General features: G+C 59.8%; 31 protein-coding genes. 15 read left to right on the top strand and 16 right to left on the bottom strand.

Translation table 11 applies throughout. From position 1 onward, the window contains the following. Positions 1-202, top strand: a 202-nt coding sequence (locus JNM42_RS07285) for a hypothetical protein (RefSeq protein ID WP_294268019.1), incomplete at its 5' end; no start/stop codon positions are given. A 235-nt stretch (positions 203-437) separates the two neighbouring features. Here JNM42_RS07285 and JNM42_RS07280 read toward each other — a convergent pair. Next, on the bottom strand, positions 438-719 hold the full coding sequence (locus JNM42_RS07280) for a type II toxin-antitoxin system HicB family antitoxin (RefSeq protein WP_294268018.1): 282 nt from the start codon (positions 717-719) through the stop codon (positions 438-440). After that, complete coding sequence (locus JNM42_RS07275) at positions 716-901, bottom strand: type II toxin-antitoxin system HicA family toxin (RefSeq protein ID WP_294268022.1); 186 nt, start codon at positions 899-901, stop codon at positions 716-718. The genes JNM42_RS07280 and JNM42_RS07275 overlap by 4 nt, the downstream gene beginning before the upstream one ends. A 395-nt stretch (positions 902-1,296) precedes the next feature. Here JNM42_RS07275 and JNM42_RS07270 point away from each other — a divergent pair, with 395 nt between their 5' ends. From JNM42_RS07270 to JNM42_RS07250, 5 genes are all read left to right on the top strand, one after another. Next, on the top strand, positions 1,297-1,917 hold the full coding sequence (locus JNM42_RS07270) for a DUF4440 domain-containing protein (protein ID WP_294268017.1): 621 nt from the start codon (positions 1,297-1,299) through the stop codon (positions 1,915-1,917). Between the two features lie 75 nt (positions 1,918-1,992). Then, a complete protein-coding gene (locus JNM42_RS07265; protein WP_294268016.1) occupies positions 1,993-2,595 on the top strand; it encodes a CDP-alcohol phosphatidyltransferase family protein in 603 nt (200 codons plus the stop codon). Position 2,596: 1 nt separating this feature from the next. Further along, on the top strand, positions 2,597-4,375 hold the full coding sequence (locus JNM42_RS07260) for a bifunctional alpha/beta hydrolase/class I SAM-dependent methyltransferase (RefSeq protein WP_294268015.1): 1,779 nt from the start codon (positions 2,597-2,599) through the stop codon (positions 4,373-4,375). 8 nt (positions 4,376-4,383) lie between these two features. Beyond that, positions 4,384-5,754 carry a phosphatase PAP2/dual specificity phosphatase family protein gene (locus JNM42_RS07255; RefSeq protein WP_294268014.1) on the top strand — a complete coding sequence of 457 codons (1,371 nt, stop codon included), beginning with the start codon at positions 4,384-4,386 and terminating at the stop codon, positions 5,752-5,754. Then, positions 5,754-6,707 carry a phosphatidate cytidylyltransferase gene (locus JNM42_RS07250; protein WP_294268013.1) on the top strand — a complete coding sequence of 318 codons (954 nt, stop codon included), beginning with the start codon at positions 5,754-5,756 and terminating at the stop codon, positions 6,705-6,707. Before JNM42_RS07255 ends, JNM42_RS07250 begins: the two co-directional genes overlap by 1 nt. A gap of 20 nt (positions 6,708-6,727) precedes the next feature. On the opposite strand, the gene JNM42_RS07245 is transcribed toward JNM42_RS07250, so the two are convergent. The 5 genes from JNM42_RS07245 to JNM42_RS07225 all read right to left on the bottom strand — a co-directional run bounded on the left by JNM42_RS07245 (position 6,728) and on the right by JNM42_RS07225 (position 9,477). Beyond that, positions 6,728-7,360, bottom strand: a complete 633-nt coding sequence (locus tag JNM42_RS07245) for a glutathione S-transferase family protein (RefSeq protein ID WP_294268012.1) — start codon at positions 7,358-7,360, stop codon at positions 6,728-6,730. Positions 7,361-7,530: 170 nt separating this feature from the next. Further along, positions 7,531-7,911, bottom strand: a complete 381-nt coding sequence (locus JNM42_RS07240) for a transcriptional regulator (protein WP_294268011.1) — start codon at positions 7,909-7,911, stop codon at positions 7,531-7,533. Continuing rightward, on the bottom strand, positions 7,883-8,218 hold the full coding sequence (locus JNM42_RS07235) for a type II toxin-antitoxin system HigB family toxin (protein ID WP_294268010.1): 336 nt from the start codon (positions 8,216-8,218) through the stop codon (positions 7,883-7,885). The genes JNM42_RS07240 and JNM42_RS07235 overlap by 29 nt, the downstream gene beginning before the upstream one ends. Positions 8,219-8,395: 177 nt before the next feature. After that, a complete protein-coding gene (locus tag JNM42_RS07230) occupies positions 8,396-8,854 on the bottom strand; it encodes a VOC family protein (RefSeq protein ID WP_294268009.1) in 459 nt (152 codons plus the stop codon). A gap of 155 nt (positions 8,855-9,009) precedes the next feature. Beyond that, positions 9,010-9,477: a VOC family protein gene (locus JNM42_RS07225; RefSeq protein ID WP_294268008.1), complete on the bottom strand. Its 468-nt coding sequence runs from the start codon at positions 9,475-9,477 to the stop codon at positions 9,010-9,012. A 678-nt stretch (positions 9,478-10,155) separates the two neighbouring features. Between JNM42_RS07225 and JNM42_RS07220 the strand changes: the two genes are divergently transcribed. Continuing rightward, positions 10,156-10,551, top strand: a complete 396-nt coding sequence (locus JNM42_RS07220) for a VOC family protein (RefSeq protein ID WP_294268007.1) — start codon at positions 10,156-10,158, stop codon at positions 10,549-10,551. Between the two features lie 84 nt (positions 10,552-10,635). Here the strand turns inward: JNM42_RS07220 and JNM42_RS07215 are convergent, their stop codons facing one another. After that, complete coding sequence (locus JNM42_RS07215) at positions 10,636-10,902, bottom strand: hypothetical protein (protein ID WP_294268006.1); 267 nt, start codon at positions 10,900-10,902, stop codon at positions 10,636-10,638. Positions 10,903-11,415: 513 nt separating this feature from the next. Between JNM42_RS07215 and JNM42_RS07210 the strand changes: the two genes are divergently transcribed. Further along, a complete protein-coding gene (locus JNM42_RS07210) occupies positions 11,416-12,162 on the top strand; it encodes an endonuclease/exonuclease/phosphatase family protein (RefSeq protein WP_294268005.1) in 747 nt (248 codons plus the stop codon). Positions 12,163-12,222: 60 nt separating this feature from the next. On the opposite strand, the gene JNM42_RS07205 is transcribed toward JNM42_RS07210, so the two are convergent. Both JNM42_RS07205 and JNM42_RS07200 read right to left on the bottom strand, forming a co-directional pair. Continuing rightward, positions 12,223-12,624, bottom strand: coding sequence for a PIN domain nuclease (locus JNM42_RS07205; protein ID WP_294268004.1), 402 nt, complete (start codon positions 12,622-12,624; stop codon positions 12,223-12,225). Beyond that, positions 12,621-12,815, bottom strand: a complete 195-nt coding sequence (locus JNM42_RS07200; protein WP_294268003.1) for a type II toxin-antitoxin system VapB family antitoxin — start codon at positions 12,813-12,815, stop codon at positions 12,621-12,623. Before JNM42_RS07200 ends, JNM42_RS07205 begins: the two co-directional genes overlap by 4 nt. Positions 12,816-13,314: 499 nt before the next feature. On the opposite strand from JNM42_RS07200, the gene JNM42_RS19445 reads away from it, so the two are divergent. The 6 genes from JNM42_RS19445 (at position 13,315) to JNM42_RS07175 (ending at position 15,974) form a co-directional block, all read left to right on the top strand. Then, entirely contained in the window at positions 13,315-13,590 is a 276-nt protein-coding gene (locus JNM42_RS19445; RefSeq protein WP_366504419.1) for a BrnT family toxin, read from the top strand. Then, positions 13,514-13,828: a BrnA antitoxin family protein gene (locus JNM42_RS07195; RefSeq protein ID WP_294268002.1), complete on the top strand. Its 315-nt coding sequence runs from the start codon at positions 13,514-13,516 to the stop codon at positions 13,826-13,828. Before JNM42_RS19445 ends, JNM42_RS07195 begins: the two co-directional genes overlap by 77 nt. A 94-nt stretch (positions 13,829-13,922) precedes the next feature. Next, positions 13,923-14,216, top strand: coding sequence for an excalibur calcium-binding domain-containing protein (locus tag JNM42_RS19440; RefSeq protein ID WP_366504418.1), 294 nt, complete (start codon positions 13,923-13,925; stop codon positions 14,214-14,216). After that, the gene (locus JNM42_RS07185; RefSeq protein ID WP_294268001.1) at positions 14,204-14,368 is read left to right on the top strand and encodes a hypothetical protein; all 165 of its coding nucleotides are present in this window, start codon (positions 14,204-14,206) and stop codon (positions 14,366-14,368) included. Before JNM42_RS19440 ends, JNM42_RS07185 begins: the two co-directional genes overlap by 13 nt. 93 nt (positions 14,369-14,461) lie before the next feature. Next, complete coding sequence (locus tag JNM42_RS07180; RefSeq protein WP_294268000.1) at positions 14,462-15,535, top strand: competence protein CoiA family protein; 1,074 nt, start codon at positions 14,462-14,464, stop codon at positions 15,533-15,535. 85 nt (positions 15,536-15,620) lie between these two features. Next, complete coding sequence (locus tag JNM42_RS07175) at positions 15,621-15,974, top strand: hypothetical protein (protein ID WP_294267999.1); 354 nt, start codon at positions 15,621-15,623, stop codon at positions 15,972-15,974. 142 nt (positions 15,975-16,116) lie between these two features. Here the strand turns inward: JNM42_RS07175 and JNM42_RS07170 are convergent, their stop codons facing one another. From JNM42_RS07170 to JNM42_RS07145, 6 genes are all read right to left on the bottom strand, one after another. Then, a complete protein-coding gene (locus JNM42_RS07170) occupies positions 16,117-16,563 on the bottom strand; it encodes a YaiI/YqxD family protein (RefSeq protein ID WP_294267998.1) in 447 nt (148 codons plus the stop codon). Next, on the bottom strand, positions 16,563-17,576 hold the full coding sequence (locus tag JNM42_RS07165; protein ID WP_294267997.1) for a hypothetical protein: 1,014 nt from the start codon (positions 17,574-17,576) through the stop codon (positions 16,563-16,565). Before JNM42_RS07165 ends, JNM42_RS07170 begins: the two co-directional genes overlap by 1 nt. A gap of 137 nt (positions 17,577-17,713) precedes the next feature. Next, on the bottom strand, positions 17,714-19,000 hold the full coding sequence (locus JNM42_RS07160) for a TIGR03862 family flavoprotein (RefSeq protein ID WP_294267996.1): 1,287 nt from the start codon (positions 18,998-19,000) through the stop codon (positions 17,714-17,716). 8 nt (positions 19,001-19,008) lie between these two features. Beyond that, on the bottom strand, positions 19,009-19,794 hold the full coding sequence (murI, locus tag JNM42_RS07155; RefSeq protein WP_294267995.1) for a glutamate racemase: 786 nt from the start codon (positions 19,792-19,794) through the stop codon (positions 19,009-19,011). Positions 19,795-20,118: 324 nt separating this feature from the next. Beyond that, positions 20,119-20,850 carry an SGNH/GDSL hydrolase family protein gene (locus tag JNM42_RS07150; RefSeq protein ID WP_294267994.1) on the bottom strand — a complete coding sequence of 244 codons (732 nt, stop codon included), beginning with the start codon at positions 20,848-20,850 and terminating at the stop codon, positions 20,119-20,121. Between the two features lie 61 nt (positions 20,851-20,911). After that, positions 20,912-22,456: a fumarate hydratase gene (locus JNM42_RS07145; protein WP_294267993.1), complete on the bottom strand. Its 1,545-nt coding sequence runs from the start codon at positions 22,454-22,456 to the stop codon at positions 20,912-20,914. A gap of 654 nt (positions 22,457-23,110) precedes the next feature. Between JNM42_RS07145 and acs the strand changes: the two genes are divergently transcribed. Beyond that, entirely contained in the window at positions 23,111-25,078 is a 1,968-nt protein-coding gene (acs, locus tag JNM42_RS07140; protein WP_294267992.1) for an acetate--CoA ligase, read from the top strand. Positions 25,079-25,239 lie beyond the last annotated feature (161 nt).

Raw genomic sequence — 25,239 nt, 5'->3', positions numbered from 1 at the left:
CTATAGCAAGCAACCCAACAAGCCCGGCAGCACTTGCGGCGAGATAGTGTGCGTGGCTGACGAAATGAATGAGCCACGACACCCCGATGTAACCCAATACCCCGATGCCGGCGATGACAGTAATGAGCAGGCCGAGACCTTCAAGACTTCCTACGAAGCCAGCAATTCGGTCGAGGGTGTCGGCTATGGGGCCGCCAAATAACGGCCGTGGCGGAGGAAGGTTCGTTTCCAAGAAGGCAGGCTGTGATTGCAGATTCTTCGCGCGGCAAACATCGTTAAGCGAAACGATGACGAGCGGCAAAAACAGGAGCAGCGAAAGTAGCAGGGCGGCAAGCCCAACAGCCGTGGGCCAATACTGGTATGAGACTGCGCTCCCGCCGATCAGCAAGGGCACGGACCAGAGGCGCTTGAGTACGTGACGCACTAACCCGGATTTTTCATGAAGGCGGGCGAATCTCGTCTAACCTTTTGATATGCTTGAGCGCGATACGTGGCGGCAATACGACCACTGGCTGGCCGCGCTTGGCCTTGCTCGGGTCAGGCAACGTCCGGCCATCGTCAAGATAGCTGGAAAGCGCCACGGTCAGCGCATCTTGAGCGCGATCCAGCGCCTCGACCTCGTTCGTGCCGGCGGTGATCGCTCCCGGCACATCGGCGAAAAACACGCCAACTTGCCCATCTTGATAGTATTTCAGGGTGACGGGATAAGACAGGTTCATTTTTTATTACTCCTCAAACGGGTATTGAGCTGCTTGCAAATATCGTCCAGTAACTCTGGGGCATAGTCGGTATCGCCGTGCACCGGCACCGTCGTCTGCCGGCCGTTGGGTTTGACCAGGTAATGTCCGCCGTTACCGCGATTCTTGATGACTTCCGCTCCGCAGGCTTTCAAGAATTTCAGGAATTGTTTTTGTTTTCATGGAGCAAAGAATAGGAGGTATATGTCCTTGTTACAAGGCTTGTGAGCGATTTTGTTGTTCTTCACCGGCGGGTATCGAGATACACCGGCCTCTCAATACTGGCTTACCAACCCTGCGGCTACATCCGCTGATGGCCGTCAGACGACCGCAGTCAATTTACACTCACCGGCCGTTTTTGGCCACCAAGCTGCCGTTCACTCAAAAAAACACTTTCGCATTTCGAATGGCGGCTATTCCGCGAACCGTTCCGCAGGCCGGGCCGAAATCGGCAATTGACTGAGCCACCGGGCGTCAGCCATACTCCCCGACGGCCATCTGGCTTCACTATCCTGCGGCTGGGCTCGATCCAGCCGTGCTGAATCGGGGAGACATCGACGTGAAGAAGTTCATTGTATTGGGGCTGGCGGCCCTGTTCTGCATCGTATCCTGGGCCTTTGCCGAGGAGCCCGACCACGCGATCCACGAAGAACTGCGCGGTGTACTGCGCGAGGTCCAGTCGGCGATCAACAGCGGGCAGTACGACAGGATGCTGCCGTATCTCACCCCGGACGTCGAAGCGACCAGCATCACGCAGGAAGTGATGTCGAGCCGCGCCGACGTGTCGAAGTACTTCCAGACCTGGTTCGGTCCCACCGGCTACATGCGCAGGATGACGATGACGCTCGATGCGGACAAGCTGACCGAGCTGTCGCCCGACAAGCGCTTCGGGCTGGTGCGGGGCAAGGCGCTCGAGCACTACGAAGCGAAGGACGGCGACATCTTCGACTTCGACACCCGCTGGACCGCGGTGATGGCGGTGGGTGACGACGGCAAGTGGCGGCTGCGCGCGATCCATTTCGGGACCAACCACCTCGACAATCCGGTGCTGGCCAAGGTGCAGCGCACGCTGGTGCGCGACGGCATCGTCGCCTCGATCGCCGCCCTGCTGGTCGGCTTCGCGCTCGGATGGTGGCTCGGGCGCCGGCGAAGCTCGCACCCGCCCGCCGAAAGAGCGTAACGGAGCCTGGGTCAGCATGGCGATGACGCGAATGGCCTGTGGACGCCGTCTACGCCCTCACGTGCAGAGTCGCGCTTGACGCTCTACGCGCTGAAACCGCGTTTCCAGGCCTGGCTGCGCCCGCTGGTCGGGATCATCGCGCGCGCGGGCATCACCGCCAACCAGGTCACGGTGACGGCTGCGGTGGTTTCGCTCGTGATCGGCGCATGCGTCGCCTGGCGGCTGCCCGATACCCGCGCCTTCGTGCTGATTCCCTTCTGGATGTTCGGGCGGATGGCGTTCAACGCCATCGACGGCATGCTGGCGCGCGAATTCGGACAGCAGTCGCGCCTCGGCGCCTATCTCAACGAACTTGGCGACGTCATCGCCGACAGCGCGCTGTTCCTGCCCTTCGCGTACATTGCGCCGTTTGCCCCGGCATGGGTCGGTGCGGTGATCGTGCTGGCCGTGATCGGCGAATACGCCGGCGCCCTGGGGGCCATGGTCGGCGCTTCGCGCCGCTACGAGGGGCCGATGGGCAAGAGCGACCGCGCGTTGGTGTTCGGCGCGCTCGGCCTGTGGGTCGGCCTGGCATCGCCATTGCCGGCCTGGGCGGCTTTCGTCATGCCCGTGCTGGCCGCATTGCTTGCACTCACCATCATCAACCGGGTCCGTGGCGGCCTCAAGGAAAGCAGGTGACATGAACGACATGACAGCCGGCCCGCAACTGCGCCCGGTGCACGAGCGCAGCTTTGCCACGCACGACGGCGTCGACCTCTTCTACCGCCACTGGCCGGCGCTGCGCGGCCCCGCGCGCGGCGCGATCGTGCTGTTCCATCGCGGCCACGAGCATTCGGCGCGGATGGCGCACCTGGTCGACGAACTGGTGCTGTCCGACTTCGACTTCTTTGCCTGGGATGCGCGCGGCCACGGCCGCTCGCCGGGCGCGCGCGGCGACTCGCCGAGCTTCGGCACCTCGGTGCGCGACGTGCAGACCTTCGTCGAGCACATCGGCGTGCACCACGGCATGCGGGCCGAGGACATCGGCATCGTCGCGCAAAGCGTGGGCGCGGTGACCGTCGCCACGTGGGTGCATGACTACGCGCCGCCGATCCGCGGCATGGTGCTGGCTTCGCCGGCGTTTCGCGTCAAGCTCTACGTTCCGTTTGCACTGCCCGGCCTGCGGCTGCTGCGCCGCGTCTTCGGCAATTTCTTTGTCACCAGCTACGTCAAGGCGAAGTTCCTCACCCGCGACCCGGCGCGCATCGCCAGCTACGAGACCGACCCGCTGCTGTCCAGGGCCATTTCGGTCAATGTGCTGCTCGGCCTGCAGGAGGCCGCCGATCGCGTGGTGGCCGATGCGCAGGCGATCACCGTGCCGACGCAACTGCTGATCTCGGGGTCCGACTGGGTCGTGCATCACGGCCCGCAACATGCGTTCTTCGAGCGGCTCGGTGCAGTCGAGAAGGAGCGCCACGTGCTGCACGGCTTTTTCCACGACACGCTGGGCGAGCGCGAGCGTGCCGTCGCCGTCGATCGAATGCGCGCGTTCATCGTCCGCGTGTTTGCCGCGCCGCGAGTACGGCGCAACCTGCTCGACGCTGACCGGCACGGCTTTACGCGTGAGGAAGCCGACGCGCTTGCCGCACCGCTGCCGGCGCTGTCGCCGCGCGGTCTTTACTGGTCCGCCACGCGCGCCAGCCTGCGCTTCGGCGGCCTGCTGGCCGATGGCGTGCGCCTGGGCCATGCCACCGGCTTCGATTCGGGCAGCACGCTCGACTATGTCTACCGCAATCGTGCCAGTGGCCGCTCGCCGCTCGGGCGCCATCTCGACCGCACCTTTCTCGACGCCATCGGCTGGCGCGGCATCCGGCAGCGCAAGCTCGACGTCGAGGCGCTGCTGTGCGATGCCAGCGCCAGGCTGCGCGCGGCCGGCGCGCCGGTGCATATCGTCGACATCGCCGCCGGCCACGGGCGCTACGTCCTCGATGCGGTGGCCGCGATGCAGGAGCGCCCCGACACTATCCTGCTGCGCGACTACAGCGCCCTCAATGTCGAGCACGGGACAGCGCTGATCAACGACAAGGGGCTGGCCGACATCGCGCGCTTTGCCAGCGGCGACGCGTTCGAGCGCGCCAGCCTGGCGGCGATCAGGCCTCGGCCGACGCTCGCTGTGGTTTCGGGGCTGTACGAACTGACTCCGGACAACGCCCCGCTGCGCCAGTCGCTGGGCGGCCTCGCCGAGGCCATCGCCCCCGGCGGCTTTCTCGTCTATACCGGCCAGATCTGGCACCCGCAACTGGAGCTGATCGCGCGCGCGCTGACCAGCCATCGCCGCGGCGAAGCCTGGGTGATGCGCCGCCGGACGCAGGAAGAGATGGACCAACTGGTGGCCGCGGCCGGCTTTCGCAAGCTGGCGCAGCGCATCGGCGAATCCGGCATCTTCACCGTCTCTCTGGCGCAGCGCGTGGCCGGATGAGCACCGCCATGCCTGCGCTCGTGACGACCGAGGCCTGGCCATGGCGGCGTGCGGCGGCGTGGCTGCTGTTCCTCGCGCCGTTCTTCTTCATCACCTACGGCCTCGCCAACTGGTCGGCGTCGCAACGTGCCGACGTGCCTTCGCTGGTCTTCGATTGGGAGCACGCGATTCCGTTCTGGGCGTGGACGATCCTGCCCTACTGGTCGATCGACGCGCTATACGGCCTGTCGCTGTTCGTCTGCCTGACGCGGCACGAACTCGATACGCACGCGAAGCGCCTGCTGACGGCGCAGGCGGTTGCCGTCACCTGCTTCGTTCTGGTGCCCTTGCGCTTCGCCTTCGCGCACCCCGCGGCCGACGGCGTATGGGGCCTCATGTTCGCTGCGCTGGCCGGCTTCGACCAGCCGTTCAACCAGTTGCCCTCGCTGCACATCGCGCTGGCGGTAATTCTGTGGGCGTTGTATGCGCGCCGGCTATCCGGCCTCGCGCGCCTGGCGATGGAACTGTGGTTCCTGCTCATCTGCGGGTCGGTGCTGACCACTTACCAGCATCACTTCATCGATATTCCAACAGGTTTACTGCTCGGCGCGCTGTGCCTGTGGGCGTGGCCCTTTGCCGACGAAGGCAACGGACGCTCGATCGCCGCACAATGGCAATGGACGCGCGATCCGGCGCGCTGGCGGCTGGCTGGGTTCTATGCCGCAGGCGCCTTGCTGCTCGGAGCAATCGCCATCGCGTCGGGAGGCTGGGCGCTGTGGCTGCTGTGGGGCAGCGTGTCCTTGCTGCTGGTGGCGCTGGCCTATGCGGCGATCGGCGCGACGGCGTTCCAGAAGCGTGCGGATGGTCGCCTTTCTGTGGCGGCGCAATGGTTGTTCGCGCCTTATCGCGCCGGCGCATGGATCAACTCGCGCGCCTGGACATGGCGTGAGCCACAGCCGGTACAAATAGGCGATGACGTGTACCTGGGGCGCATTCCTGGCGCGCGCGAACTCGCCACATCGCCGTTCGCCGCCGTGCTCGATCTGACGGCGGAGTTTGCGATGAATGCCGGCAAGTGCATGTACGTTTCACTACCCGTGCTCGACCTCACAACGCCGCCGGCCGCCGAACTGGCGCAAGCCGCGCAGGCAATCGAGCGCCTGCGCGCCCGCGGGCCGGTGCTGGTGTGCTGCGCGCTGGGCTGCTCGCGCAGCGCGTGCGCGGTGGCGGCATGGCTGCTGGCGTCGCGGCGCTCGCCGGATGTCGCCTCGGCACTTTCCACGGTGCGTGCGGCGCGTTCCCGCGTCGAGCTTGGCGACGGCCATGTCGGCGCGCTGCACGAGCTCGTCGGCACAATTCCCGCCCTGCCAGCCGGCGTCGCCATGCCGGGCGCGGAGTAATGGCGATGCAGGCGCTGGCTCCTCATGTTCAGACCATCGGGCTCTTCGCCGGCATCGGCGTCGTGCTGCTCGTCGCGTCGCTGATCGGCTGGACACTGAAGCTCACCGTCGCCAGGAATCAATCGCACGGCGTGATCGACAACCTCAACACGCGCATCAAGGCGTGGTGGGCGATGGTGCTGGTGATCGGGATTGCCTTCCTGTTTGGCGATATCGGCATCGTGCTGCTGTTCGCCTTCATTTCCTGCGTTGCCTTGCGTGAATTCACCACGCTCACGACGCGCGCTGGCGACCAAGCCGCGCTGGCGGCGTGCTTCGTCCTCGTGCTGCCGGTGCAATACGTGCTGGTGTACTTCGGCTGGTACGGTTTCTATTCCATTTTCATCCCGGTATTCGCTTTCCTGTGCCTGCCGGTCGTCATGCTGGCCGCGGGCAACAGCCGCTGCTTCCTTGAACGTGTGGCGACGCTGCAGTGGGGCCTGGTGCTGTGCGTGTTCTGCATCTCGCACGTTCCCGCCTTGCTGTCGCTCGACATTGCCGGCTACCAGGGCCGCAACCTGCTGCTGATCGTCTTCCTGGTCCTTGTAGTGCAATCAAGCGACGTGCTGCAGTACTGCTGGGGAATGCTGTTGGGCAGGCACCGCGTGGCCCCCGCGCTATCGCCGTCGAAGACCTGGGAAGGCCTGATCGGCGGCGTGGCCAGCGCCACCGCTCTCGGCGCCGCGCTGTTCTGGATCACGCCATTCGATCCGTGGCAGGCCGCGCTGATGGCGCTGGCGATCAACGGCATGGGTTTCTGTGGCGGCCTGGTCATGTCGGCGATCAAGCGCGAGCGTGGCGTCAAGGACTGGGGGCAGATGATCGACGGCCACGGCGGCATGCTGGACCGCCTCGACTCGGTGGCCTTTGCCGCGCCGGTGTTCTTTCACCTGACGCGCTTCTGGTGGACTTGAAGGCCAGTAAGAATACTGGCTCAAGAGCCCTGAGCGGCAGCGAGTTCGGCATCTTTCGCTTTTGCCCACGCCACTGCGGGACGTGCATTCACTCTGTCGATATACGCCTGGATCACCGGTTCTGCCGGTACCAACTGGTACAGGGTGATCCACGTCAGTGCCGTACCCCATAACACATCGAGGGCGGTGAATTTGTCGCCCAGAAGGTAAGGGCCCCTGGCCAGTTGATCGGTCAGCGTCTTGAACATCGTGTCGAAATCGCCATAGGGCGACATCGCCTGCGGTGCGGGCTCGCGCTTTTGCGCGCGATCGACGACTGCCGGTTCGAAGCTGGAACCGTAAAAAGCCATCCAGCGCAGGTATGGTCCGCGCAGCGGATCGCCGATTTTCGGGGCCAGCCCCGCTTCCGGAAAGAGGTCGGCGAGATAGATGTAAATCGCGACCTGCTCGGTAATGATCGCCTCGCCATGCTTCAGGGCAGGAACTTTGCCCATGGGGTTTATCGCGAGATAGTCGGGTTTGCGTTGCTCGCCTTGCTTCATGTTGAGCAAATGCAGGTGGTATTCGGCACCGAGTTCCCTGAGCAGTGTCAGCGTTCCGGTGGATCGAGTGTTCGGAGAATGAAAGAAGGTGAGTTCTGGTGTGGAAGTCATGGTGGTCTTTCGTGTGAAGTTATTGAATGGTCAAGCGTGGCACATCGAGGTTGATCGCTGCGCTCTTGAGGCGCTAAGGGAGATCACGGATGAACAGTTTTTTCCGGGCGTGAGCGACGGTTTCGTTGGAGCGCCCACAGTGCGGGCACAGCGACAAGCTGCCGCAACCATCAAGCCGCAAGCGGTGGTTTGGTGGGGCGGATCAGGCTTTCAGCAGGAATTCCAAATTTCTCATGCAGATTCCAGATCATGTTGAGTGTCAGCGGGCGCTTGCGGTTGAGAATTTCGTAAACGCGATTTAACCGACCGATAGCGGGAACCAGGTCTTTCGCGGACAGCCCTGCCTGTTCCATGCGGAATTTGATGGCCTCCACCGGGTCAGGAAGATCAATGGGATAGTGCCTGGTCTCGTAGGCTTGCACAAGGGTTAGCAGCACCTCGAATCGGTCACCGTCTGGCGTACCGGGTTCTGGCTCGCTATCAAAATAGGCCGACACCTCACGCAGCGCTATTCTGTAGTCGTCATCGGTGTGAATCGGGCGAATTTCCATGATATTGCTCCATTTCAACGGTTTCGGCGTCTATTGCATCATAAACAGCATGCGTGCCGATAAATTTCACGTAGACGGCCTGGTAACGGTAGGCGACAGCCACTATCAGGCGATAGTTGTTGCCTTTGATGTTGAAGACCACCCGGCGGCCCTTGAGGATGCTGGCGCTACGGAATTGCTCCTTGATCTCGGCAGGCTGAGTCCACGCCGCCTTTTTAGCCTCATCTATCCATGCCTTCAGATGTTGCTCGGCGCCTGGGTTTTCTTCCCAGAAGTGTCGCAGGTAACCGAGGGCAATGATTCGCATGTGTCAAGTATAGTCCCACGGTGGGATACAAGGCAATGGCGTTTGGTTTTGGATTTTGATGCTACGGCGCGGTATGTCAATGCCGGTTTGGTGCAGGCGCTGCCAAATCGCTTGTCTGGTCACATTTGGTTTCCAGAAAAAATATACCGAGCGACCTCATGATGGCAGTAGGGATCGTCACCACGGGTCATAGGTGCCGAAGTTCCAGATATGGCCTTCAAGATCGCGACAGGTGAAGCCGCGTCCACCAAAATCCTCATCCTTGATATCCAGCAGTATCTCGGCTCCTGCGGCTTTCGCCTTGGCGTAGATGGCGTCGGCGTCAGAGACAATCAGATAGGCGCTTTGCGTTTCGGCACCAGCCAGCTCATCGGGTTGTTTGATCAGGCGTCCCCACGCGGTCTCCTTTCCGGAAACCGAGCCGAGCATGATCATTCCGTTGCCGAAGGTCAGTTGAGCATGGGCTATGCTTCCGTCATCGTTGGCATGGACGGCCTGTCTGACGAAGCCAAAAGTGGAGCAAAGCCAGTCAATGGCTGCCGGTGCGTTGCGGTAGCGCAGGCATGGAATGACTGTCGCCGTGGTGTTTTTGCAAAGGCAGGCATCACTTTCTCCTGTTTTGAATGGCGTGGTCATCGCTGCTTGGGGGCTCTCCGACCTGAGCAGGCCGCGATTCGGTAAATCGTTGCCTAAGGCCAGCAACCCGTCTTGGAGGTGACGGGCTTCTTCAGTTGCAAGCGTTGCACGCTGGCCACGCGCTTGTAATCAATTGCCGACAAGCCATGTTTGTCTCAGCTTTCCGGGCAGGCTTTGCCGAGCGATGCGGCGATTTCTTGCGGGCTGACATCGCGCATGTGCGTGGCGACCGACCATTGATGGCCAAAGGGATCTTCCAGCCGGCCATAACGAACGCCCCAGAACATGTCGGCGACCGGCATCGTAATGTGCGCGCCAGCTTCGACGGCACGGGCAACCGTGGCGTCAACATCCGCGACATAAAGATGGATGGTCACCGGCGAGCCTTTCAGTGCCTGCGGAGCCAGGCATCCCTGCTCGGGGAATTCATCGACCAGCATCAGCGGCGAATCTCCGATTTTGATCATGGCGTGCATCAGCCGCCCATCGGGAACGGGCAGGCGTACCAGTTCGACGGCGCCAAAGGCCCTGGCATAAAAGGCAATTGCATCGGCGGCGCCTCGGCAGACCAGGTGCGGGGTGATCGAATGCATGTCGGGCGGGATCGCTTGAGGCCTGTTCATGGCAATCTCCTTTGCAGGGTTGAGAGGCAAGAGTTGGCGGCCACAGGGTGTAGGACGGGGTGATTGACCTGAAATCTACAAGCGTTTGCAAATTTCGTTCGATTTTTGAACAGCCAACACACCGTTCGAGAAAACCTGCGACTGTTACGGATGGCGGAATATCATTCAGCCGATACAGCGGGCGGACTTCAATCCCGGTCGGGAAGCCTACACCACGCCTTCACCACGCGGGTTGGGGAAGCGTTTCGTCGATTCCGGTTTCTCGACCCACGGCTTCGCCCGGATCGGCGTGTATCCGGTAACGAACCTGGCCTTTTCCATCAAATTGCATTTGTACCGGTGGGCCGGATATCACAAGCGCATGCGTTAGAGGCGTACATCCGCCACCGGCCATGCATTGTCGGTAGGCGACTGCGCCATCAAGCAGCCGTTCCGAGCCCGGATGAATGCTTTTGGTATTATTTTGCACTTTCACCGCAGGCGAGTTGGAACCCGATATATCAGTTCTGAATAATCAGAAGAAGTGAAGACTGAAAACAGGATATACGACATGACATACTCAGCGCAGCGTAAGACCGCATTGATAAACAGTGCATTACGCCAGTTTTCCAGATTATTGGTCAGTCCAATAATCTGTTTACTCGACGAAGTGTCGTCTACATCACGTTAGACCTTTCTATGCTCGTACTCGACCACGTTTCCATTTCTGTTCCAAGCACCGAGAATGCTCGTCCGTTTTACGACGCAGTGATGGCCGCGCTTGGTGTCGCAAAAGTCTATGACCGTCCTGGCGCACTTGGGTACGGCGTGCGATGTAACGACATTGAAGACTTTCATTCCTGCTTGGCGGTCTATGAGTCAGCTGACGTCAATTTCGACGAAAAGCGCCACTGGTGCTTCAAAGCAACTACCCGAGCGCAAGTTGCTGCCTTCTATTCTGCTGGTCTAGCTAATGGTGGCAAAGACAATGGCGCGCCCGGCCTTCGTCCGCACTATCACGCCAACTACTTCGGCGCCTTCCTCTACGACCCGTTTGGCAACCGCATAGAGGCGGTTTGTCATCGCGCGGAATGACAGGTCTAACATGGCGCTCAACCTCGCTCCCTTCGGTCGCTGGACGCTACGCGATAAAGCCGCGCAGCGCCGGTTAGCTCTACGTTATGCGTCTGCATTGATGAACTCTTGCATCTGCTCGGCGCTTGGCGTTTTCCAGTTCGTGATATGTCCGGTATCGACATCAATATCGAGGATCACATAGTCGCCGTAATGTTGCCCGGGCATAAAATCAGGCACGTAGCCCTCGTAATCCTTCAACTGCTTGTTGTCTTGGTCATACACGGCGCACTCGAAACGGTCACATACTTTCATGTGCAATTTCACCGTTTTCACATTTACCGGAACCAGCTTTGTCATTTCGATTTCCATTTTCTTTCTCCGCTTCGTTGGCAACCCATAACCCGTCAATCCACGCGGACGGCTTTCAGCCGCCGGTGATTTCTGCGTTCTTCAACATGGGTGGCTACACCGCTCTGAGGCAGGCGGAACATTTCATTATCACTCAAACATGCCTGTTTCATACAGCCCGGAAAATATGCTAAATTGCGAAGCGCAATTTGCGTGATCGCATAACACCGCAGGTGTTGATGCAGACACGCCAACAGCGCTTCGGAGAACAAGCGATTGAACCTCTGCATTTTTTCGGCCGTTGCCTCTAACCAAAGCTTGCCTGAACGAGCCGCCACCCACGTCGTAGAACGACTCGGTCAAGCGGACACCGCTCACTGTGTGAGCGGCTATGCCCCACTTGTCCCGCTGCATGCCCGTCGCGAATTGTCCTTTTCGCTCAGCTCAACGGTCTTGGGCGCGACGGTCATACCCGCAGCGGGCCGGCGGGGGTGCCGCTTACTTCGAACACGTTAGCCACAAATTGGAGATGTCATGATGAAGATCGCCAACTGGAACCTGGAACGCGTTCTACCCTTGCAAAGCCGTGTCTCGGCCATTCACGACCATTTCGCGGCTATCGACGCCGACATCTGGATTCTTACGGAAACCCATGAACTTGTCGGACCGGGTGACGGCTTCAGTTCTGTGATGAGTGGCGAACCTGATAGGGAATCGAAGCCGGGGGAGCACTGGGCAGGCATCTGGTCGCGTCACCCGATCAAACATTTGCCCTCGTTTGTTTCAGATGCAGCCAGGTGCAGTGCCGCGCACATATCGCACCCAGTTATTGGTGAGATAGTGGTCTATGCAACGGTCTTACCTTGGGGCGGAAGCAAGTGGCGCGGCATCGAATCGGCTGACGGGGCAGCGTTTGAGGCAGCACTTGGCGCATACGTTAGCGACTGGCAAGACATTCGTGCTGCATTTCCGAATGCACTGCGCGTTATTGCCGGCGACTTCAACCAAGACCTCGCACCGTATCACTACTATGGCTCGAAAAAACAGCGCGAACTACTCAAATCAGGGCTCTCGGCTGCTGGCGTGATTGCCAGGACAGCCGAAGCGAACGATCCGATCGATTGGGAGCCAACGCAGCGTCATGCCTGTATCGACCACATCTGTACTTCTGAATCGTCTGGAATTCGGGTCGGAAAAACCATTCGCTGGCCGAAATCGGGAAAGCCTGATCCTCGTCTATCGGATCATTTTGGCGTTGCAGTTGAGCTCTCATGTGGCTAACCCGGCAGTCCACACGGTCGCTACGCGACAAAGCCCCGCGCAGCGCCGGTGACTTCTACGTCAGGTTTCGAGCAAGGCGGAACGGAGGCCAAGGTGCTGCACAAACGGATCAAAATCCCGGTCGCTGTAGAGCAAGATGAAACCGCTTTCGATGCAGCGCGTGGCAATGATGGTATAGATGGTTTTGCGTATGGTGATTCCTTGCCCTCGCAAGATGCGGAAATTCCTGGCAGTTTGAATAGCAACGTCCTGACCGCCAAGCTCAACTATCAGCAAAGATGTCAGCAACCTCCTGGCTTCGTTGAAATCGCGCTCGCTTCCAAATCCCTGAAGCACTTCAGTGAGAATGAGGTCGCCCACAGCAACCGGCTCACTGCTCAGCAAGCCATCAAGTTTCTCCGTTTGTGGAGTCTGCGTGCCCCGAAAATAGTCAATCCATACACTCGAATCAACCAAAATCACCTGTCAGTCCTCATCTGTTCCAGATTGCCTTGCCAGTCCAGCTTCCCACGGAAGCCCCGAATTTCTTCTTGCTGGCGTAAGCGCAACAAGGTCTGGAGGCCAAGTTCCACCGCTTCACGTTTGGTTTTGAGGCCAGTCAGGCGGAGCGTCTCGTTCATCAGTTTGTCGTCAATAACAATATTGGTGCGCATGATGTGTATCCTTTCTTGTGTGCATACACATCTTAGGCGGTATTCCCTTAATTCGCAACCTAACGAACAAGGTTAGATCGTGAGAAGCCACGATCTGAACCGTTTGTTGAACGAGCCCGGTCCCTTAGCCGGTTTCGGGCTACCTGGAAAATATGTATTTGGGACCTAGACCGGATTGAGGCTTTTCCGGAAGGGAGAGGCTTTAATGCCACCTCCGGGCGAGTCGTTGTGTCCGCCGCTAACGCGAGCGCAACGAGGGATAAGCGTAGCGGCCGGAACTAAAGCGTACTTTGGCATTGCCGAAGTGCTGAGTCCTCAGCGCGAAATCGAAAAGTGGGTACGACGCAAGTTGCGCTGCTCTCTCCAAGCCCTTGTAAGTGAGCGGCGTTGCTACATTTCGGTCAAGGGGGACGCTCCACCAGCAAGCCGGCTTCGCGTCCCTTGCCTCGCTTAGACACTCACTCTTGACGCAGCTACGTTGTGTATATACACTTAGTCCATGGAGTTCACTTGGCGTGAAGCAAAACGTAACCTGAACTTGAAGAGCCACGGGCTAGATTTCGTTGACGCCCCGAAAGTCTTCGAAGGTTCCACGTTCACATTTGAAGATGATCGCTTTCCCTACGGAGAGCAACGCTTCGTAACGCTAGGGCTCCTTGCTGGTATCCCTGTCTCAATTGTGCACACGGAGAACGAACATGAAATCCACGTCATCTCTTTCCGCAAAGCAACCCGCCGCGAAACGCAAATCTACTTCGATGAAATCAAAAACTGATTGGGCTCGTCTTGAGTCAAAGAAGGTCAATCCCATAGCGTCCGAAGATCATCCAGAGGCAGATGTCCGACACATCGTGCGCGGGATCGTTCGGCGCGGGCTTCAGCCCCTGCCACCCAAGGCATCTATCTCACTGCGCCTCGATCAAGATGTTCTGGAGTGGTTCAAAGCACAAGGCTCCGGTTATCAAACACGCATCAACAGTGTTCTGCGTGCGTTTCGCGATGCCTCGGTCTAACAATTCCGTCGAGGGGACGCCCAGCAAGCTGGGTTCGCTCCAATCGGTTGCCGCCCCTCACGTCAAACGTTAGAACTTTCGGGGCACCCGATCTATGAAAAAGCTCATTCTCATCGCAATCCTTGTCGCTGTCGGCTGGCAGGGCTACGCAAAATATCAAGGCCAACACCTCGCTTTGGCTAGCGCCCAGGGCTTGGCCGAATACTCACGTCCGCGTAGTCCCACTGCAGAAACAATTCCTTCACAGCTGTTCAAGTGCGACGGCCGAACATACTGTTCCCAAATGACATCCTGCCAAGAAGCGACTTTCTTCTTGCAATATTGCCCGGGGGTCAAGATGGATGGAAACAACGATGGCATTCCCTGCGAGAAGCAATGGTGCAAATAATCGAAGTCATAAAACCCGTGCGCATCGGCCAACCAGTTCCAACCCATCATTTCACCGGAGCTGCGCGAAAAGCCGCACAGGCCGGTGAATTCAACCACGTCGAGGCTGTAGAAAAACATTATTGGGGCGGCCATGAAAAATGGAATGCGTGATATACCCGCAGACTTGTATCCAACTGCCGGGGGCATAGGGTTTGATCGTTCAGCATAGCCGTTCATCATCAGTTCAAAGTTCGACATCTGACAATGACAGTTGCCTTGCTGCTTCCATTCGCTAAACGACTTTCCGATGGCTTGCTCGTGACCCCGGAGGAAGTTCCGCGGGGCCTCGCATGCAAGTGCATTTGCCCAGGCTGTGAAAACCCGGTCCAGGCCAGGCAGGGGACTGAGAAAGTCTGGCATTTCGCGCATACGAAAGCCGAAGCGTGTGCCGGCGCTTATGAAATCTCGGTGCACGAATTGGCGAAACAGCTCATTCGCGAGCGCAAGGAACTCTTGCTTCCGGCCTTGGAGGTCGTTGTTTCCGCCCGAGGTGCCAGCGGTGAAAACCTGATCGAACAGGAAGTGGTCTTCGAAAGCAGGTTTGTCCGTCTCGATGATTGCAAAGTTGGCCAACGGCTCGACGAAATCACACCAGACATCAGTGGAAGCCGGAAGGGTAGGCGGATTCTGGTTGAAGTCACGGTTTTCCACCGGCTGATGCCCGAAAAGCGGCAGCGCCTCATCGATACGGGGCTGGCCTCGTTCGAGATTGACCTTGGAATTTTCAAAACCCGGCAGGCATCGCGTGACTTAGTCGAAGAGGCTGTTTTCAGGCAAGCCGGGAATCGGCGATGGATTTACCATCCAAGGATGACTGACGTTGAGGCGGCCTTGCGCGCTCGCCTTGAAAAGCGGCTGGAGGAATCGCGGATTGCCTGGGAACAAACCGAGGACAAGCGGAAAGCCCAGGAAGCTGAATGGTTGAAAAACCGGGAAGCTCTTGCCGTGCGCGGCGACATCATCCCAAGCCAATTCAGGATACACAGCCCGATCCGCGAAACCGCATTGCAGCCGGTAAGCGAAATCGGATGGAAAGCTTCGTTTCCTGCCCCGGAGCGTTGGCAGCCTGCGCGCAAGGCCTTTTGCGTACGGCATGCATTGCCTGTGACTCAGGTTGATGACGTGATGAACAACATTTCCAAGCGGAGCCATCTGGCCACCACCAACCCAGTCGAGTTATCAACACAGTGGTCGGAGGCATTGGGGGTTTCAAGCCTTGAAATTATCCGCTACTTCCGCGAGGCGGGATACACCCAGGATTATGATGTTGACTTGTAGTTCCAGTGGGCGCGGAGCTCGGAATGGAAACATTTACGCAGTTATCCAGCCATCGATGCACCTTCCTTGAGTTGAGCGCGTCAGGATGAAAAACACCCTTCTGAAACTCCAACCTTGGATCGAGGCCAGGCGGCGATTCAAACTGAGTCACGCGCACATCCAGATGGCCCGCGAACTGGGAATGAACCCCAAGAAAATGGGCTCACTTGCGAATCAAAAGCAGGAGCCGTGGAAAGTGCCGCTTCATGAGTTCATCGTCGGATGCTATTTCAAACGCTTCAATCGTTCGGCGCCGACGGAGGTTCGCTCTCTTGAACAACTGATCGAAGCTGAAGCGATGCGACGCAGGACGAAACTGGCTCAAAAGGCCAAAAAAGCCTTAGTGGCATCCAAAAATAGTGACACCTCCAACTCCGAAAGTGATGTATCTCCTGTTTAGGCTACTGGATTCCGGCTTGCGCCGGAATGAGCGCGAAGCCTGGCCTCGGGCCACGGTTTGGAAGGTGTTTTCCATTGATTCACAGCCTCTGTGTTGCCAAGAACGATCCGGCAAAGGGGCAAATGACGCCCAATTCAAGCGCTCAGGTGTGGCTGGCCAGGAAACGATCCAGATGACCGGCAAAGGCTTGCCGTTCGCTCTGGCTCATCGGCGGCGGTCCGCCGGTTTGCACGCCGCTGGCGCGCAGGTTGTCCATGAAGTCGCGCATGTTGAGCAATGGCCGGATGTTAGCGGCCGAAAACCATTCGCCGCGGTGGCTGAGGACGTGGCCGCCTTTCTCGATGACTTCGGCGGCAAGCGGCAGGTCGCTGGTGATCACCAGATCGCCGGCGCTCAGCCGCTTGACGATCTCGTTGTCGGCCACATCGAAACCGTCCGGCACCTGCACGCTGCGTATGAAAGGCGAGGGCGGCACGTGCAGTGTCTGGTTGGCAACCAGCGTCAGCGAAATTTTTGTGCGTGTTGCCGCACGGAAAAGTATCTCCTTGATGACCTTTGGGCAGGCATCGGCATCGACCCAGATTTGCATCAGATCAGCCCGCGTTGTTTGAGTTCGTCTTTCAGCCAAGCGTAGCATATGGGCGCGGCCACCAGTCCGGCGAGGCCGAAGGCGCTTTCCATGACCAGCATGGCGGTGAGCAGTTCCCAAGCCCTGGCGCTGATCTGCGCGCCGACGATGCGCGCGTTGAGGAAGTATTCCAGCTTGTGAATGACGACGAGGTAGCCGAGCGACGATACCGCCACCAGCGGCGAGTGCGCCAGACTGACGACGAAGATGATCGTATTGGAGATCAGGTTGCCGATCACCGGCAACAGGCCGGCGATGAAGGTGACGACGATCATCGTCTTGGTGAGCGGCAGATTGACCCCGAACAGCGGCAGCACGAGAGCCAGATAGAAGGCGGAAAACACGGTATTGATCGCCGAGATGCGGACCTGGGCAAAGACGATGCGGCGAAAGGCCTCGCCCAGCCGGAAAACGCGTTCGGCCAGCGCCCTGCTCAGCGGAGCGGTGCTGTCATTGGCGAAGGCTTCGCGTAGCGAAACCATGGCGCCGATCACCATGCCGATCAGCACGTGCGCCAGCTTGTGGCCGGTTTCCTTGCCGATCTGTTGCAGCTCGACCGCGTGTTCGCGCAGCCATTGGCCGAGCTTTTCGCTGATGCCCTCGGTACTGCTCGGCAGGAAATGGGCCAGCCACTGCGGCAGCGTCGCGCGCGAACTTTCCAGAATATCGGCCATCTTGGCGAGCAGCGCCGGAAGGCTGCCGCCTTCGCTTTTCATGAAGCCCATGATGCCGAAGACAGCGGCCGTAACGAGACCGACGACCAGCAGCACGACGAGGCCGACCGCCAGGCCCTTGGCGCGGCCGGTCGACAGATGACGGGCAAAGAGCGGAACAAGCGCTCGCACCAGCTCATAAACCAGCAAGCCGGCAATCAGCGCCGGCAGCAAGCGAAACTGGAGGACAAAGAAGATGCTCAATACGGCCAGAATCCAGGCCGCATACTCGTGGACGGTGGGGTTGGCGGGTTTATTCATTCGGGATGGTCTCGGGTTGGCGGCTAAGGAAACGCTGAATACGCCGTCACACCGGCGAAAGCCGGTGTCCAGTGCCTTGAATTTTCGGGATTCCGGCTTTTGACGGAATGACGTTTTGACACTTGATCGGCGGCTCCCTAAATTATTGCAGAAGGCTGGCATGTGCGCTGCATGGATTGCAGCCAGGCCAGGGCACCCAGCCCGGCCGCATGGCCGCTGGCAAAACAGGCGGTGAGCAGGTAGCCGCCGGTCGGCGCTTCCCAGTCGAGCATTTCACCGGCGCAGAAGACACCGGGCAGATGGCGGATCATCAGGTGTTCATCGAGCGCTTCAAACACGACTCCACCGGCGCTGCTGATCGCTTCGTCCAGCGGGCGCGGCGCGATCAGGCGCAGCGGCAGCGCCTTGATGAAGACAGCCAGCCTGTGCGCATCGGAAAAATCCTCACGCGCAATGCATTCGTTCAGCAGAGCCGTCTTGACGCCCTTCAGGCCGAGGCGGCTTTGCAGATGGCTGGATAGCGAACGCGAGCCGCGTGGGCGCACCACTTCGTCGGTCACGCGCTGGAGCGTGTGGCCGGGCAGCAGGTCGAGTGTAAGCGTGGCGCTGCCGGTCTGCTCAATGCTGTCGCGCAGCGGCGCCGAAAGGGCGTAGATCAGGCCGCCTTCGACGCCGTACTCGGTGATCATGAATTCGCCCGGCTGCCGATGCACCCCGCCTGCGGCATCGGTAAAGGACGCCGCGACCGGTTTCACCGGCTGGCCGGCAAAGCGTTCGCGCAGATGCTTGCTCCAGCCTGCGTCGAATCCGCAGTTGGACGGGCGTAGCGGGGCAACCGGAACGCCGGATTGTTCGAGCAGGGCCACCCAGCGCCCGTCCGAACCGAGCTTTGCCCAACTGCCGCCGCCAAGCGCCAGAACGACGACGTCGGCTGTGCAGCGCTGTTCGCCCTTCGGGGTATCAAAGCACAGCGAGTAAATGCCGTCGGCCTGCCGCTCGATGGCGCACCAACGATGGCGGACGTGAATGTGCACGCCGTCCGCACGCAAGCGGTGCAGCCAGGTGCGTAGCAGCGGTGCGGCTTTCATGCCGGTGGGAAAGACCCGTCCGGACGACCCGACAAAGGTGTCGATGCCCAGCCCATGTATCCATTCGCACAAGGCTTCCGGCCCGAAGCGATCAAGTAGCGGTGCGATGCGATCCTGTCGTGTGCCGTAACGGGACCGGAATGCGGCGTTTGGCTCGGAATGCGTGATGTTCATGCCGCCCTTGCCGGCCAGCAGGAACTTGCGGGCAAGCGATGGCATGGCTTCGAAGAGATCGACGTGAATATTGGCCGCCGCGCCTGCAAGGCTGATCGCTTCGGCCGCCATCAGACCGGCCGGCCCGCCGCCGATAATGGCTACACGTTTCCTGTTCGGCATGAATGCACTCAGGCCGTCGTCAGGCGCGCCGAGGCTGCCAGCCGTGTGGCCAGCCGGTGCAGACCGAGTGCGGGAAGCGCGACTTGCAGGCGCTCGGGTTGCGCGGTGGCGAGCAGGGTCAACTGGCCATGGCCGAAAGCGCAAGCCCCGGCCAGACGAACACACTGGCGGGCAACGGCGTCGGCGACATCGAGCAGCGTGGCCTGACCGGCAACGATGGCTGCAAGTACCGGCGCCAGAAAGGCGTAGTGCGTGCAGCCGAGGACGATCTGGTCGGCGCCCGCAGCAAGGGTCGGGGCCAGATGGAGGCGGGCGGTCTCGGCAAAGCCGGAGTCATCGAGGTGCAGGGTTTCGACCCGGGTGGCCCAGCCGGGGCAGGGCAGGATGTCGACCTGAACCGTTCCGGCGTGCTGCCGGATGAGGCGGGAGAGCCGCTCGCTGCGTGCGGTTGCCGTGGTGGTCAGCACCGCGATGCGGCCGCTTTTCGAGGCCGCTGCGGCCGGCTTGATGCCGGGCTCGACGCCGACCACGGGAATGTCGGGCAGCGTTTCGCGCAGCGCGGCGACGGCGGTGGCGGTGGCCGTATTGCAGGCGACAACGATCACCGTGCAGCCCTGATCTACAAGGTGGTGCCCTATCTTGAGAACGCGCTGACGGATGAAGCTATCGTCCTTGTCGCCCCAGGGAACGTGCGCCGTGTCGGCGAGGTAAACGAGGTCGGCGCACGGCAAGGCCTGGGCGATGGCCGCGAGTACCGAGAGCCCTCCCAGACCGCTGTCGAAAACGCCTATCATGCGGCCAAGGCCTTGATTTGCAGGTAGCTTACAATGTGGGAAACAGGGAGATGAGGCTTCATGGGGCGCCATTTTATCTTATGCTGCAAGCAAGTCGCGACTTTCTTGCCGCTCACGGCAGGTCAATAGCACGAATGCATCGGTCAATTCCCGAAACCGTCGTCCCGGCGCAAGCCGGGACCCAGTCGGTGCTCCAAAACCCGGTTCCGGCTTACGCCGGAAGGAGCGCGAAGCCTGGCCCAGGGCCACGATGTGGGATTTTTTCAGCCACTGGTGAGATTACAAAGCAGTTCATGATAATTCAGAATGAATTGATTTCGTTCCTTACAGTGCATCCGCACGCCAGCGCTTGACGATCTGCTCGGCCAGATGCTCCGCCCAAGCCGTGTAGAAGACCGGCCCGGGATGAAAACCGTCCGTGGCAAAGCTCTCCGCCTGGAGTTCATCCATCCTGCGCGACACCTCGACCGAAAAGACGTGGCAGTTATCGTTCGCCAGCACCAGCCGGTGCAAGCCCCGGTTAAAGTGCCTGGCGCCTTCGCCCATGTACCAGCGCAAGGGCTGCGGAAGCGCGGGAAAAAGGTGCATCGGCGGCAGGCCGGAAAGCAGCATCAGTCGCGCGTCGAACTTGCCTTGCAGCAAGCGAATCAGATCCGCCTGCTGCCTTAGCCATGCACAGCGCGGGTAGCCGGAGGTCAGATCATTGACTCCGAGCGAGCTTACAACCACGTCATAGGATTCAGGCGCTGCACTGCCGAGGAGGCGCAGGGTATCGTTCGTTGTTGCCCCTGTTTTGGCGATCAGCTTCCATGAAACCCTGAAATGCGGCGCAAGCGAGGCAACAAGCTGACCGCACAGTCCTTCGTCCTGCGATGCCGCGCCGACACCGGCGGCAGCGGAATCGCCAACAATCAGCAGACGCAGCGGCGGGCCATGGCCGTGCGTGCCATCGCGCGCGCCCGGCGGCTCCGGCAGGACAGGCGTGACGTGACGGACGTAATGACCCTGCAAGAAAAAAAACGGGCCGAGCGCAATGGTGGCGGCGAGGTGCTTCATGTCGGTCTCGAAAAAACAAAACCGGCACGCGGCCGGCTTCGTTCGCGATGCGTGTCGGGAATCAGTGGGCGACAGGCTCGGAATAAGGAATCTTGCCGATCTTGATCTGCCATTCTTTCGGGCCTGTGGTGTGTACCGCCGTGCCGTTTGAATCGACGGCCACGGTGACCGGCATGTCCTGAACGTCAAACTCGTAGATGGCTTCCATTCCCAGATCGGCAAAGCCGACGACCTTGGCTGACTTGATGGCCTTGGCGACGAGGTAGGCAGCGCCGCCGACGGCCATCATGTAGGCCGACTTGTTGTCCTTGATTGCCGCGATGGCTGCGGGGCCACGCTCGGATTTGCCGACCATCGAGATGAGGCCGGTTTTTTCCAGCATCATGCGCGTGAACTTGTCCATGCGCGTGGCCGTTGTCGGGCCGGCCGGGCCAACGACTTCGTCGCGTACCGGATCGACCGGGCCGACGTAGTAGATGACGCGGTTGGTGAAGTCGACCGGCAGTTTTTCGCCCTTGGCCAGCATGTCGGCGATGCGCTTGTGCGCGGCGTCGCGGCCGGTCAGCATCTTGCCGTTGAGCAGCAGTTTCTGGCCGGGCGTCCACGCTGCGACTTCGGCTTTGGTCAAGGTATTGAGATCGACGCGCGTAGCCGACTTGAGATCCGGCGTCCAGGTCACGTTCGGCCAGTCCGAGAGCTTTGGCGGTTCGAGTCTGGCCGGGCCGGAGCCGTCGAGATGGAAGTGGATATGGCGCGTCGCAGCGCAGTTGGGAACCAGCGCCACCGGCAGGTTGGCGGCGTGGCAGGGGAAGTCGAGCACCTTGACGTCGAGCACGGTCGTGAGGCCACCAAGGCCTTGCGCGCCGATGCCGAGGGCGTTGACCTTCTCGTAGATCTCAAGGCGCAGTTCTTCGGTGCGCGAGAGTTTTTCGCCGGAGGCGGCTTTTGCCTTCAGTTCGTGCATGTTGCACGGTGCCATGATCGATTCCTTGGCCATCAGCATGGCTTTTTCCGGCGTGCCACCGATGCCGACACCAATAATGCCGGGCGGGCACCAGCCGGCGCCCATGGTCGGCACAGTCTTGATAATCCAGTCGACGAGGTCGTCGGAGGGGTTGAGCATGGCAAACTTGGCCTTGGCCTCGGAGCCGCCGCCCTTGGCCGCGCAAATGACTTCGACATGGTGGCCGGGAACGATTTCGAAATGCACGACGGCCGGGGTGTTGTCCCTGGTGTTCTTGCGCGTGCCGTAGGGATCAGCGAGCACCGAGGCGCGCAGCGGGTTGTCCGGGTCGGCGTAGGCACGGCGCACGCCCTCATTGACCATCTCCTGCAGGCTCATGGTGGCATCCGGCCAGTGCACGTCCATGCCCACCTTGAGAAACACCATACCGATGCCGGTGTCCTGGCAGATCGGGCGGTGGCCTTCAGCCGACATGCGCGAGTTGGTCAGGATCTGCGCAATCGCATCCTTGGCGGCCGGCGATTCTTCGCGCTCGTAGGCTTCGCCCAGCGCCGTGATGAAATCGAGCGGGTGGTAGTAGCTGATGTACTGGAAGGCATCGGCGACGCTCTGGATCAGATCTTCCTGGCGAATGTTGGTCATTTCAGGCTTTCTATCAAAGGTTTCAGGGCAGGGACAGTGGGGTATCTTGTACGTTGAGGTCTTCGTCGCGATCATTGACGGAGATAGGGTGTGCAGTCGGGAATTTTATCATCAATCAATCCTTGCATTGATAGCGCGCTTGAGCCGCTCGCTGAAGAGAGGCAACGAGGCTCAGCAGCGGTGAATCAATGGATAAACACCCCCAAACCGTGGCCCGAGGCCAGGCTTCGCGCTCATTCCGGCAATAGACGGAATCCAGTACCTTCGTCTGGTATCCGAAAAAAATGGGATAACAAGCTGGACCCCGGCTTCCGCCGGGGTGAGCGCGAAAAAAGGCAGTAATGATGATTTCACAGACTCACAGTGCGGCAGTAAAGCCTGGTTTGGCGATTGCTTGTTAAGCACAGACCGCCTTTTTCGACTTTGAGCCGGCGCTTTAATTTTGGAATGCAATCGTCCTGCCAAGAATGATTTTGTAAGTGATGTGTAAGATAATGAGCATCTAATCCACACCCATTCACGTCATTTCTTGACTGGATAAAGGCGTTTTGTGCCTTCCCGCCTCGCCGGGTTGTGAATAGTTGATGCGGTTTGTTTCGGTGCACCCGCATCGATCTGACAAACCTCTTTTGAACGCTGCACAGGAGATGGAATATGTCCGAGATTGAGTCTGTCAAGCTTTTTCAGCCGTCTGCCGAGTTTGTCAAGCAGGCAACGATTTCCGGCATGGATGCTTACAAGGCATTGTGTGCCGAAGCGGCCAACGATTATACGGGCTACTGGGCTCGTCTGGCCCGTGAGCATGTGAGCTGGAAGAAGCCCTTCACGCAAGTGCTCGATGAGTCCAATGCGCCTTTCTTCAAGTGGTTTGCCGACGGCACGCTGAACGCCTCCTACAACTGCCTGGACCGTAACATTGAAGCCGGCCTTGGCGACAAGGTGGCGATCATTTCTGAAACCGACGACGGCGAAGTCAAGAAAATGACTTACAAGGTCCTGCTGGCCAAAGTAAGTCAGTTGGCCAACGGTCTGCGCGCCAAAGGCATCAAGAAGGGCGACCGCGTCATTATCTATATGGCAATGGGTATCGAGGGCGTGGTGGCCATGCAGGCCTGTGCCCGCATCGGTGCCATTCACTCGGTGGTGTTCGGCGGTTTCTCGGCGCAATCGGTACGCGACCGGATCAACGATGCCGGTGCCGTTGCCGTGATAACCATGGACGAGCAGTGTCGTGGCGGCAAGAAGCTTCCGCTCAAGCCTGCTGTCGATGAAGGTATAGCTCTCGGCGGCTGCGAGACAATCAAGACGGTGATCGTGTTCAAGCGCACGGGCGGCCCCTGCAATATGATAGCCGGTCGCGATGTCTGGTGGGATGACGTGATCGCCGGCCAGTCCGACGTGTGCGAGCCAGAGTGGGTCGAAGCCGAGCATCCGCTGTTCCTGCTATACACCTCCGGTTCTACCGGCAAGCCGAAAGGCGTTCAACACTCGACCGGTGGTTACCTGTTGCATGCCATTCTGACCATGAAGTGGACTTTTGACCTGAAGCCGAACGATCTCTTCTGGTGTACCGCCGACATCGGCTGGGTGACCGGCCACACCTACATCACTTACGGCCCGCTGGCCTGTGGTGGTACCCAGATGGTCTTCGAGGGGGTTCCGGTTTATCCCGACGCCGGCCGTTTCTGGAAGATGATTCAGGATCACAAGGTCACCATCTTCTACACCGCACCGACCGCCATCCGCTCGCTGATCAAGGCCTCAGATACCAATCCGGCGGTCTCGCCGACCAATTACGACCTGTCCTCGCTGCGCCTGCTGGGTACGGTCGGTGAGCCGATCAATCCGGCGGCCTGGATGTGGTATTACAACGATGTGGGTGGGGGTCGTTGCCCGATTGTCGATACCTTCTGGCAGACGGAAACCGGCGGTCACATGATCACCCCGTTGCCCGGTGTGACGCCGATGGTGCCGGGTTCGTGCACGCTGCCCTTCCCGGGCATTCAGGCGACCATCGTCGATGAAACCGGTACCGAGCTCGATTGGGGCAAGGGTGGCTTGCTGGTCGTTACGAAACCCTGGCCGTCGATGATCCGCAATATCTGGAATGACCCGGATCGTTTCAAGAACTCCTATTACCCGAATGATTTCAACGGCAAGCTGTATCTCGCCGGCGACGGGTCGGTGCGCGACATCAATACCGGTTACTTCACCATCACCGGCCGTATTGACGATGTGCTGAATGTCTCCGGTCACCGCATGGGTACGATGGAAATCGAATCGGCGCTGGTTTCGCATCCGAAGGTCGCCGAGGCTGCTGTCGTCGGTCGTCCCGACGATCTGACCGGCGAGGCAATCTGCGCCTTCGTCGTGCTCAAGGGCGCGCGTCCGGTGGGTGAGGCGGCCGCCAAGATGATCAAGGAACTTCAGGATCACGTCGGCAAGGAAATCGGGCCGATTGCCAAGCCGAAAGATATTCGCTTTGGCGAGAACCTGCCGAAGACGCGTTCCGGCAAGATCATGCGTCGCCTGCTCCGCTCACTGGCCAAGGGCGAGACAGTCGCGCAAGACGTTTCGACACTGGAAAATCCGGCGATTCTCGAGCAGTTGAGAGGCCATTGATTTTGTTTGGGTTGAGGAGGCATGCATCGCCCGGTTAACGGGTTGACAAACGATGCATTTAGCATGACCAGGCGGCAGCTAAAGACCGCTCTTCAGGCCGGCACATATCATGTGTGCCGGCCTGAACATTTGCACTGAAGGTTAAGTATCAAGCACTCTTG

It is taken from the genome of Propionivibrio sp. (assembly GCF_016790145.1).
Taxonomy (GTDB): Bacteria; Pseudomonadota; Gammaproteobacteria; order Burkholderiales; family Rhodocyclaceae; genus Propionivibrio.
This window is presented reverse-complemented; position numbering and strand designations above follow the sequence as displayed.

Bases quoted from the DNA above. Each gene is read 5' to 3' on its own strand.
- murI (WP_294267995.1), bottom strand. From the start codon at position 19,794: ATGATAGGCGTTTTCGACAGCGGTCTGGGAGGGCTCTCGGTACTCGCG.
- JNM42_RS07150 (WP_294267994.1), bottom strand. From the start codon at position 20,850: ATGAAGCACCTCGCCGCCACCATTGCGCTCGGCCCGTTTTTTTTCTTG.
- JNM42_RS07145 (WP_294267993.1), bottom strand. From the start codon at position 22,456: ATGACCAACATTCGCCAGGAAGATCTGATCCAGAGCGTCGCCGATGCC.
- JNM42_RS07215 (WP_294268006.1), bottom strand. From the start codon at position 10,902: ATGGAAATCGAAATGACAAAGCTGGTTCCGGTAAATGTGAAAACGGTG.
- JNM42_RS19445 (WP_366504419.1), top strand. From the start codon at position 13,315: ATGGAGTTCACTTGGCGTGAAGCAAAACGTAACCTGAACTTGAAGAGC.
- JNM42_RS07260 (WP_294268015.1), top strand. From the start codon at position 2,597: ATGAACGACATGACAGCCGGCCCGCAACTGCGCCCGGTGCACGAGCGC.
- JNM42_RS07255 (WP_294268014.1), top strand. From the start codon at position 4,384: ATGCCTGCGCTCGTGACGACCGAGGCCTGGCCATGGCGGCGTGCGGCG.
- JNM42_RS07220 (WP_294268007.1), top strand. From the start codon at position 10,156: ATGCTCGTACTCGACCACGTTTCCATTTCTGTTCCAAGCACCGAGAAT.
- JNM42_RS07185 (WP_294268001.1), top strand. From the start codon at position 14,204: ATGGTGCAAATAATCGAAGTCATAAAACCCGTGCGCATCGGCCAACCA.
- JNM42_RS07180 (WP_294268000.1), top strand. From the start codon at position 14,462: ATGACAGTTGCCTTGCTGCTTCCATTCGCTAAACGACTTTCCGATGGC.
- JNM42_RS19440 (WP_366504418.1), top strand. From the start codon at position 13,923: ATGAAAAAGCTCATTCTCATCGCAATCCTTGTCGCTGTCGGCTGGCAG.
- JNM42_RS07245 (WP_294268012.1), bottom strand. From the start codon at position 7,360: ATGACTTCCACACCAGAACTCACCTTCTTTCATTCTCCGAACACTCGA.
- JNM42_RS07240 (WP_294268011.1), bottom strand. From the start codon at position 7,911: ATGGAAATTCGCCCGATTCACACCGATGACGACTACAGAATAGCGCTG.
- JNM42_RS07225 (WP_294268008.1), bottom strand. From the start codon at position 9,477: ATGAACAGGCCTCAAGCGATCCCGCCCGACATGCATTCGATCACCCCG.
- JNM42_RS07250 (WP_294268013.1), top strand. From the start codon at position 5,754: ATGGCGATGCAGGCGCTGGCTCCTCATGTTCAGACCATCGGGCTCTTC.
- JNM42_RS07165 (WP_294267997.1), bottom strand. From the start codon at position 17,576: ATGAATAAACCCGCCAACCCCACCGTCCACGAGTATGCGGCCTGGATT.
- JNM42_RS07195 (WP_294268002.1), top strand. From the start codon at position 13,514: ATGAAATCCACGTCATCTCTTTCCGCAAAGCAACCCGCCGCGAAACGC.
- JNM42_RS07200 (WP_294268003.1), bottom strand. From the start codon at position 12,815: ATGCGCACCAATATTGTTATTGACGACAAACTGATGAACGAGACGCTC.
- JNM42_RS07235 (WP_294268010.1), bottom strand. From the start codon at position 8,218: ATGCGAATCATTGCCCTCGGTTACCTGCGACACTTCTGGGAAGAAAAC.
- JNM42_RS07230 (WP_294268009.1), bottom strand. From the start codon at position 8,854: ATGACCACGCCATTCAAAACAGGAGAAAGTGATGCCTGCCTTTGCAAA.
- JNM42_RS07210 (WP_294268005.1), top strand. From the start codon at position 11,416: ATGATGAAGATCGCCAACTGGAACCTGGAACGCGTTCTACCCTTGCAA.
- JNM42_RS07280 (WP_294268018.1), bottom strand. From the start codon at position 719: ATGAACCTGTCTTATCCCGTCACCCTGAAATACTATCAAGATGGGCAA.
- JNM42_RS07160 (WP_294267996.1), bottom strand. From the start codon at position 19,000: ATGCCGAACAGGAAACGTGTAGCCATTATCGGCGGCGGGCCGGCCGGT.
- JNM42_RS07175 (WP_294267999.1), top strand. From the start codon at position 15,621: ATGAAAAACACCCTTCTGAAACTCCAACCTTGGATCGAGGCCAGGCGG.
- JNM42_RS07170 (WP_294267998.1), bottom strand. From the start codon at position 16,563: ATGCAAATCTGGGTCGATGCCGATGCCTGCCCAAAGGTCATCAAGGAG.
- acs (WP_294267992.1), top strand. From the start codon at position 23,111: ATGTCCGAGATTGAGTCTGTCAAGCTTTTTCAGCCGTCTGCCGAGTTT.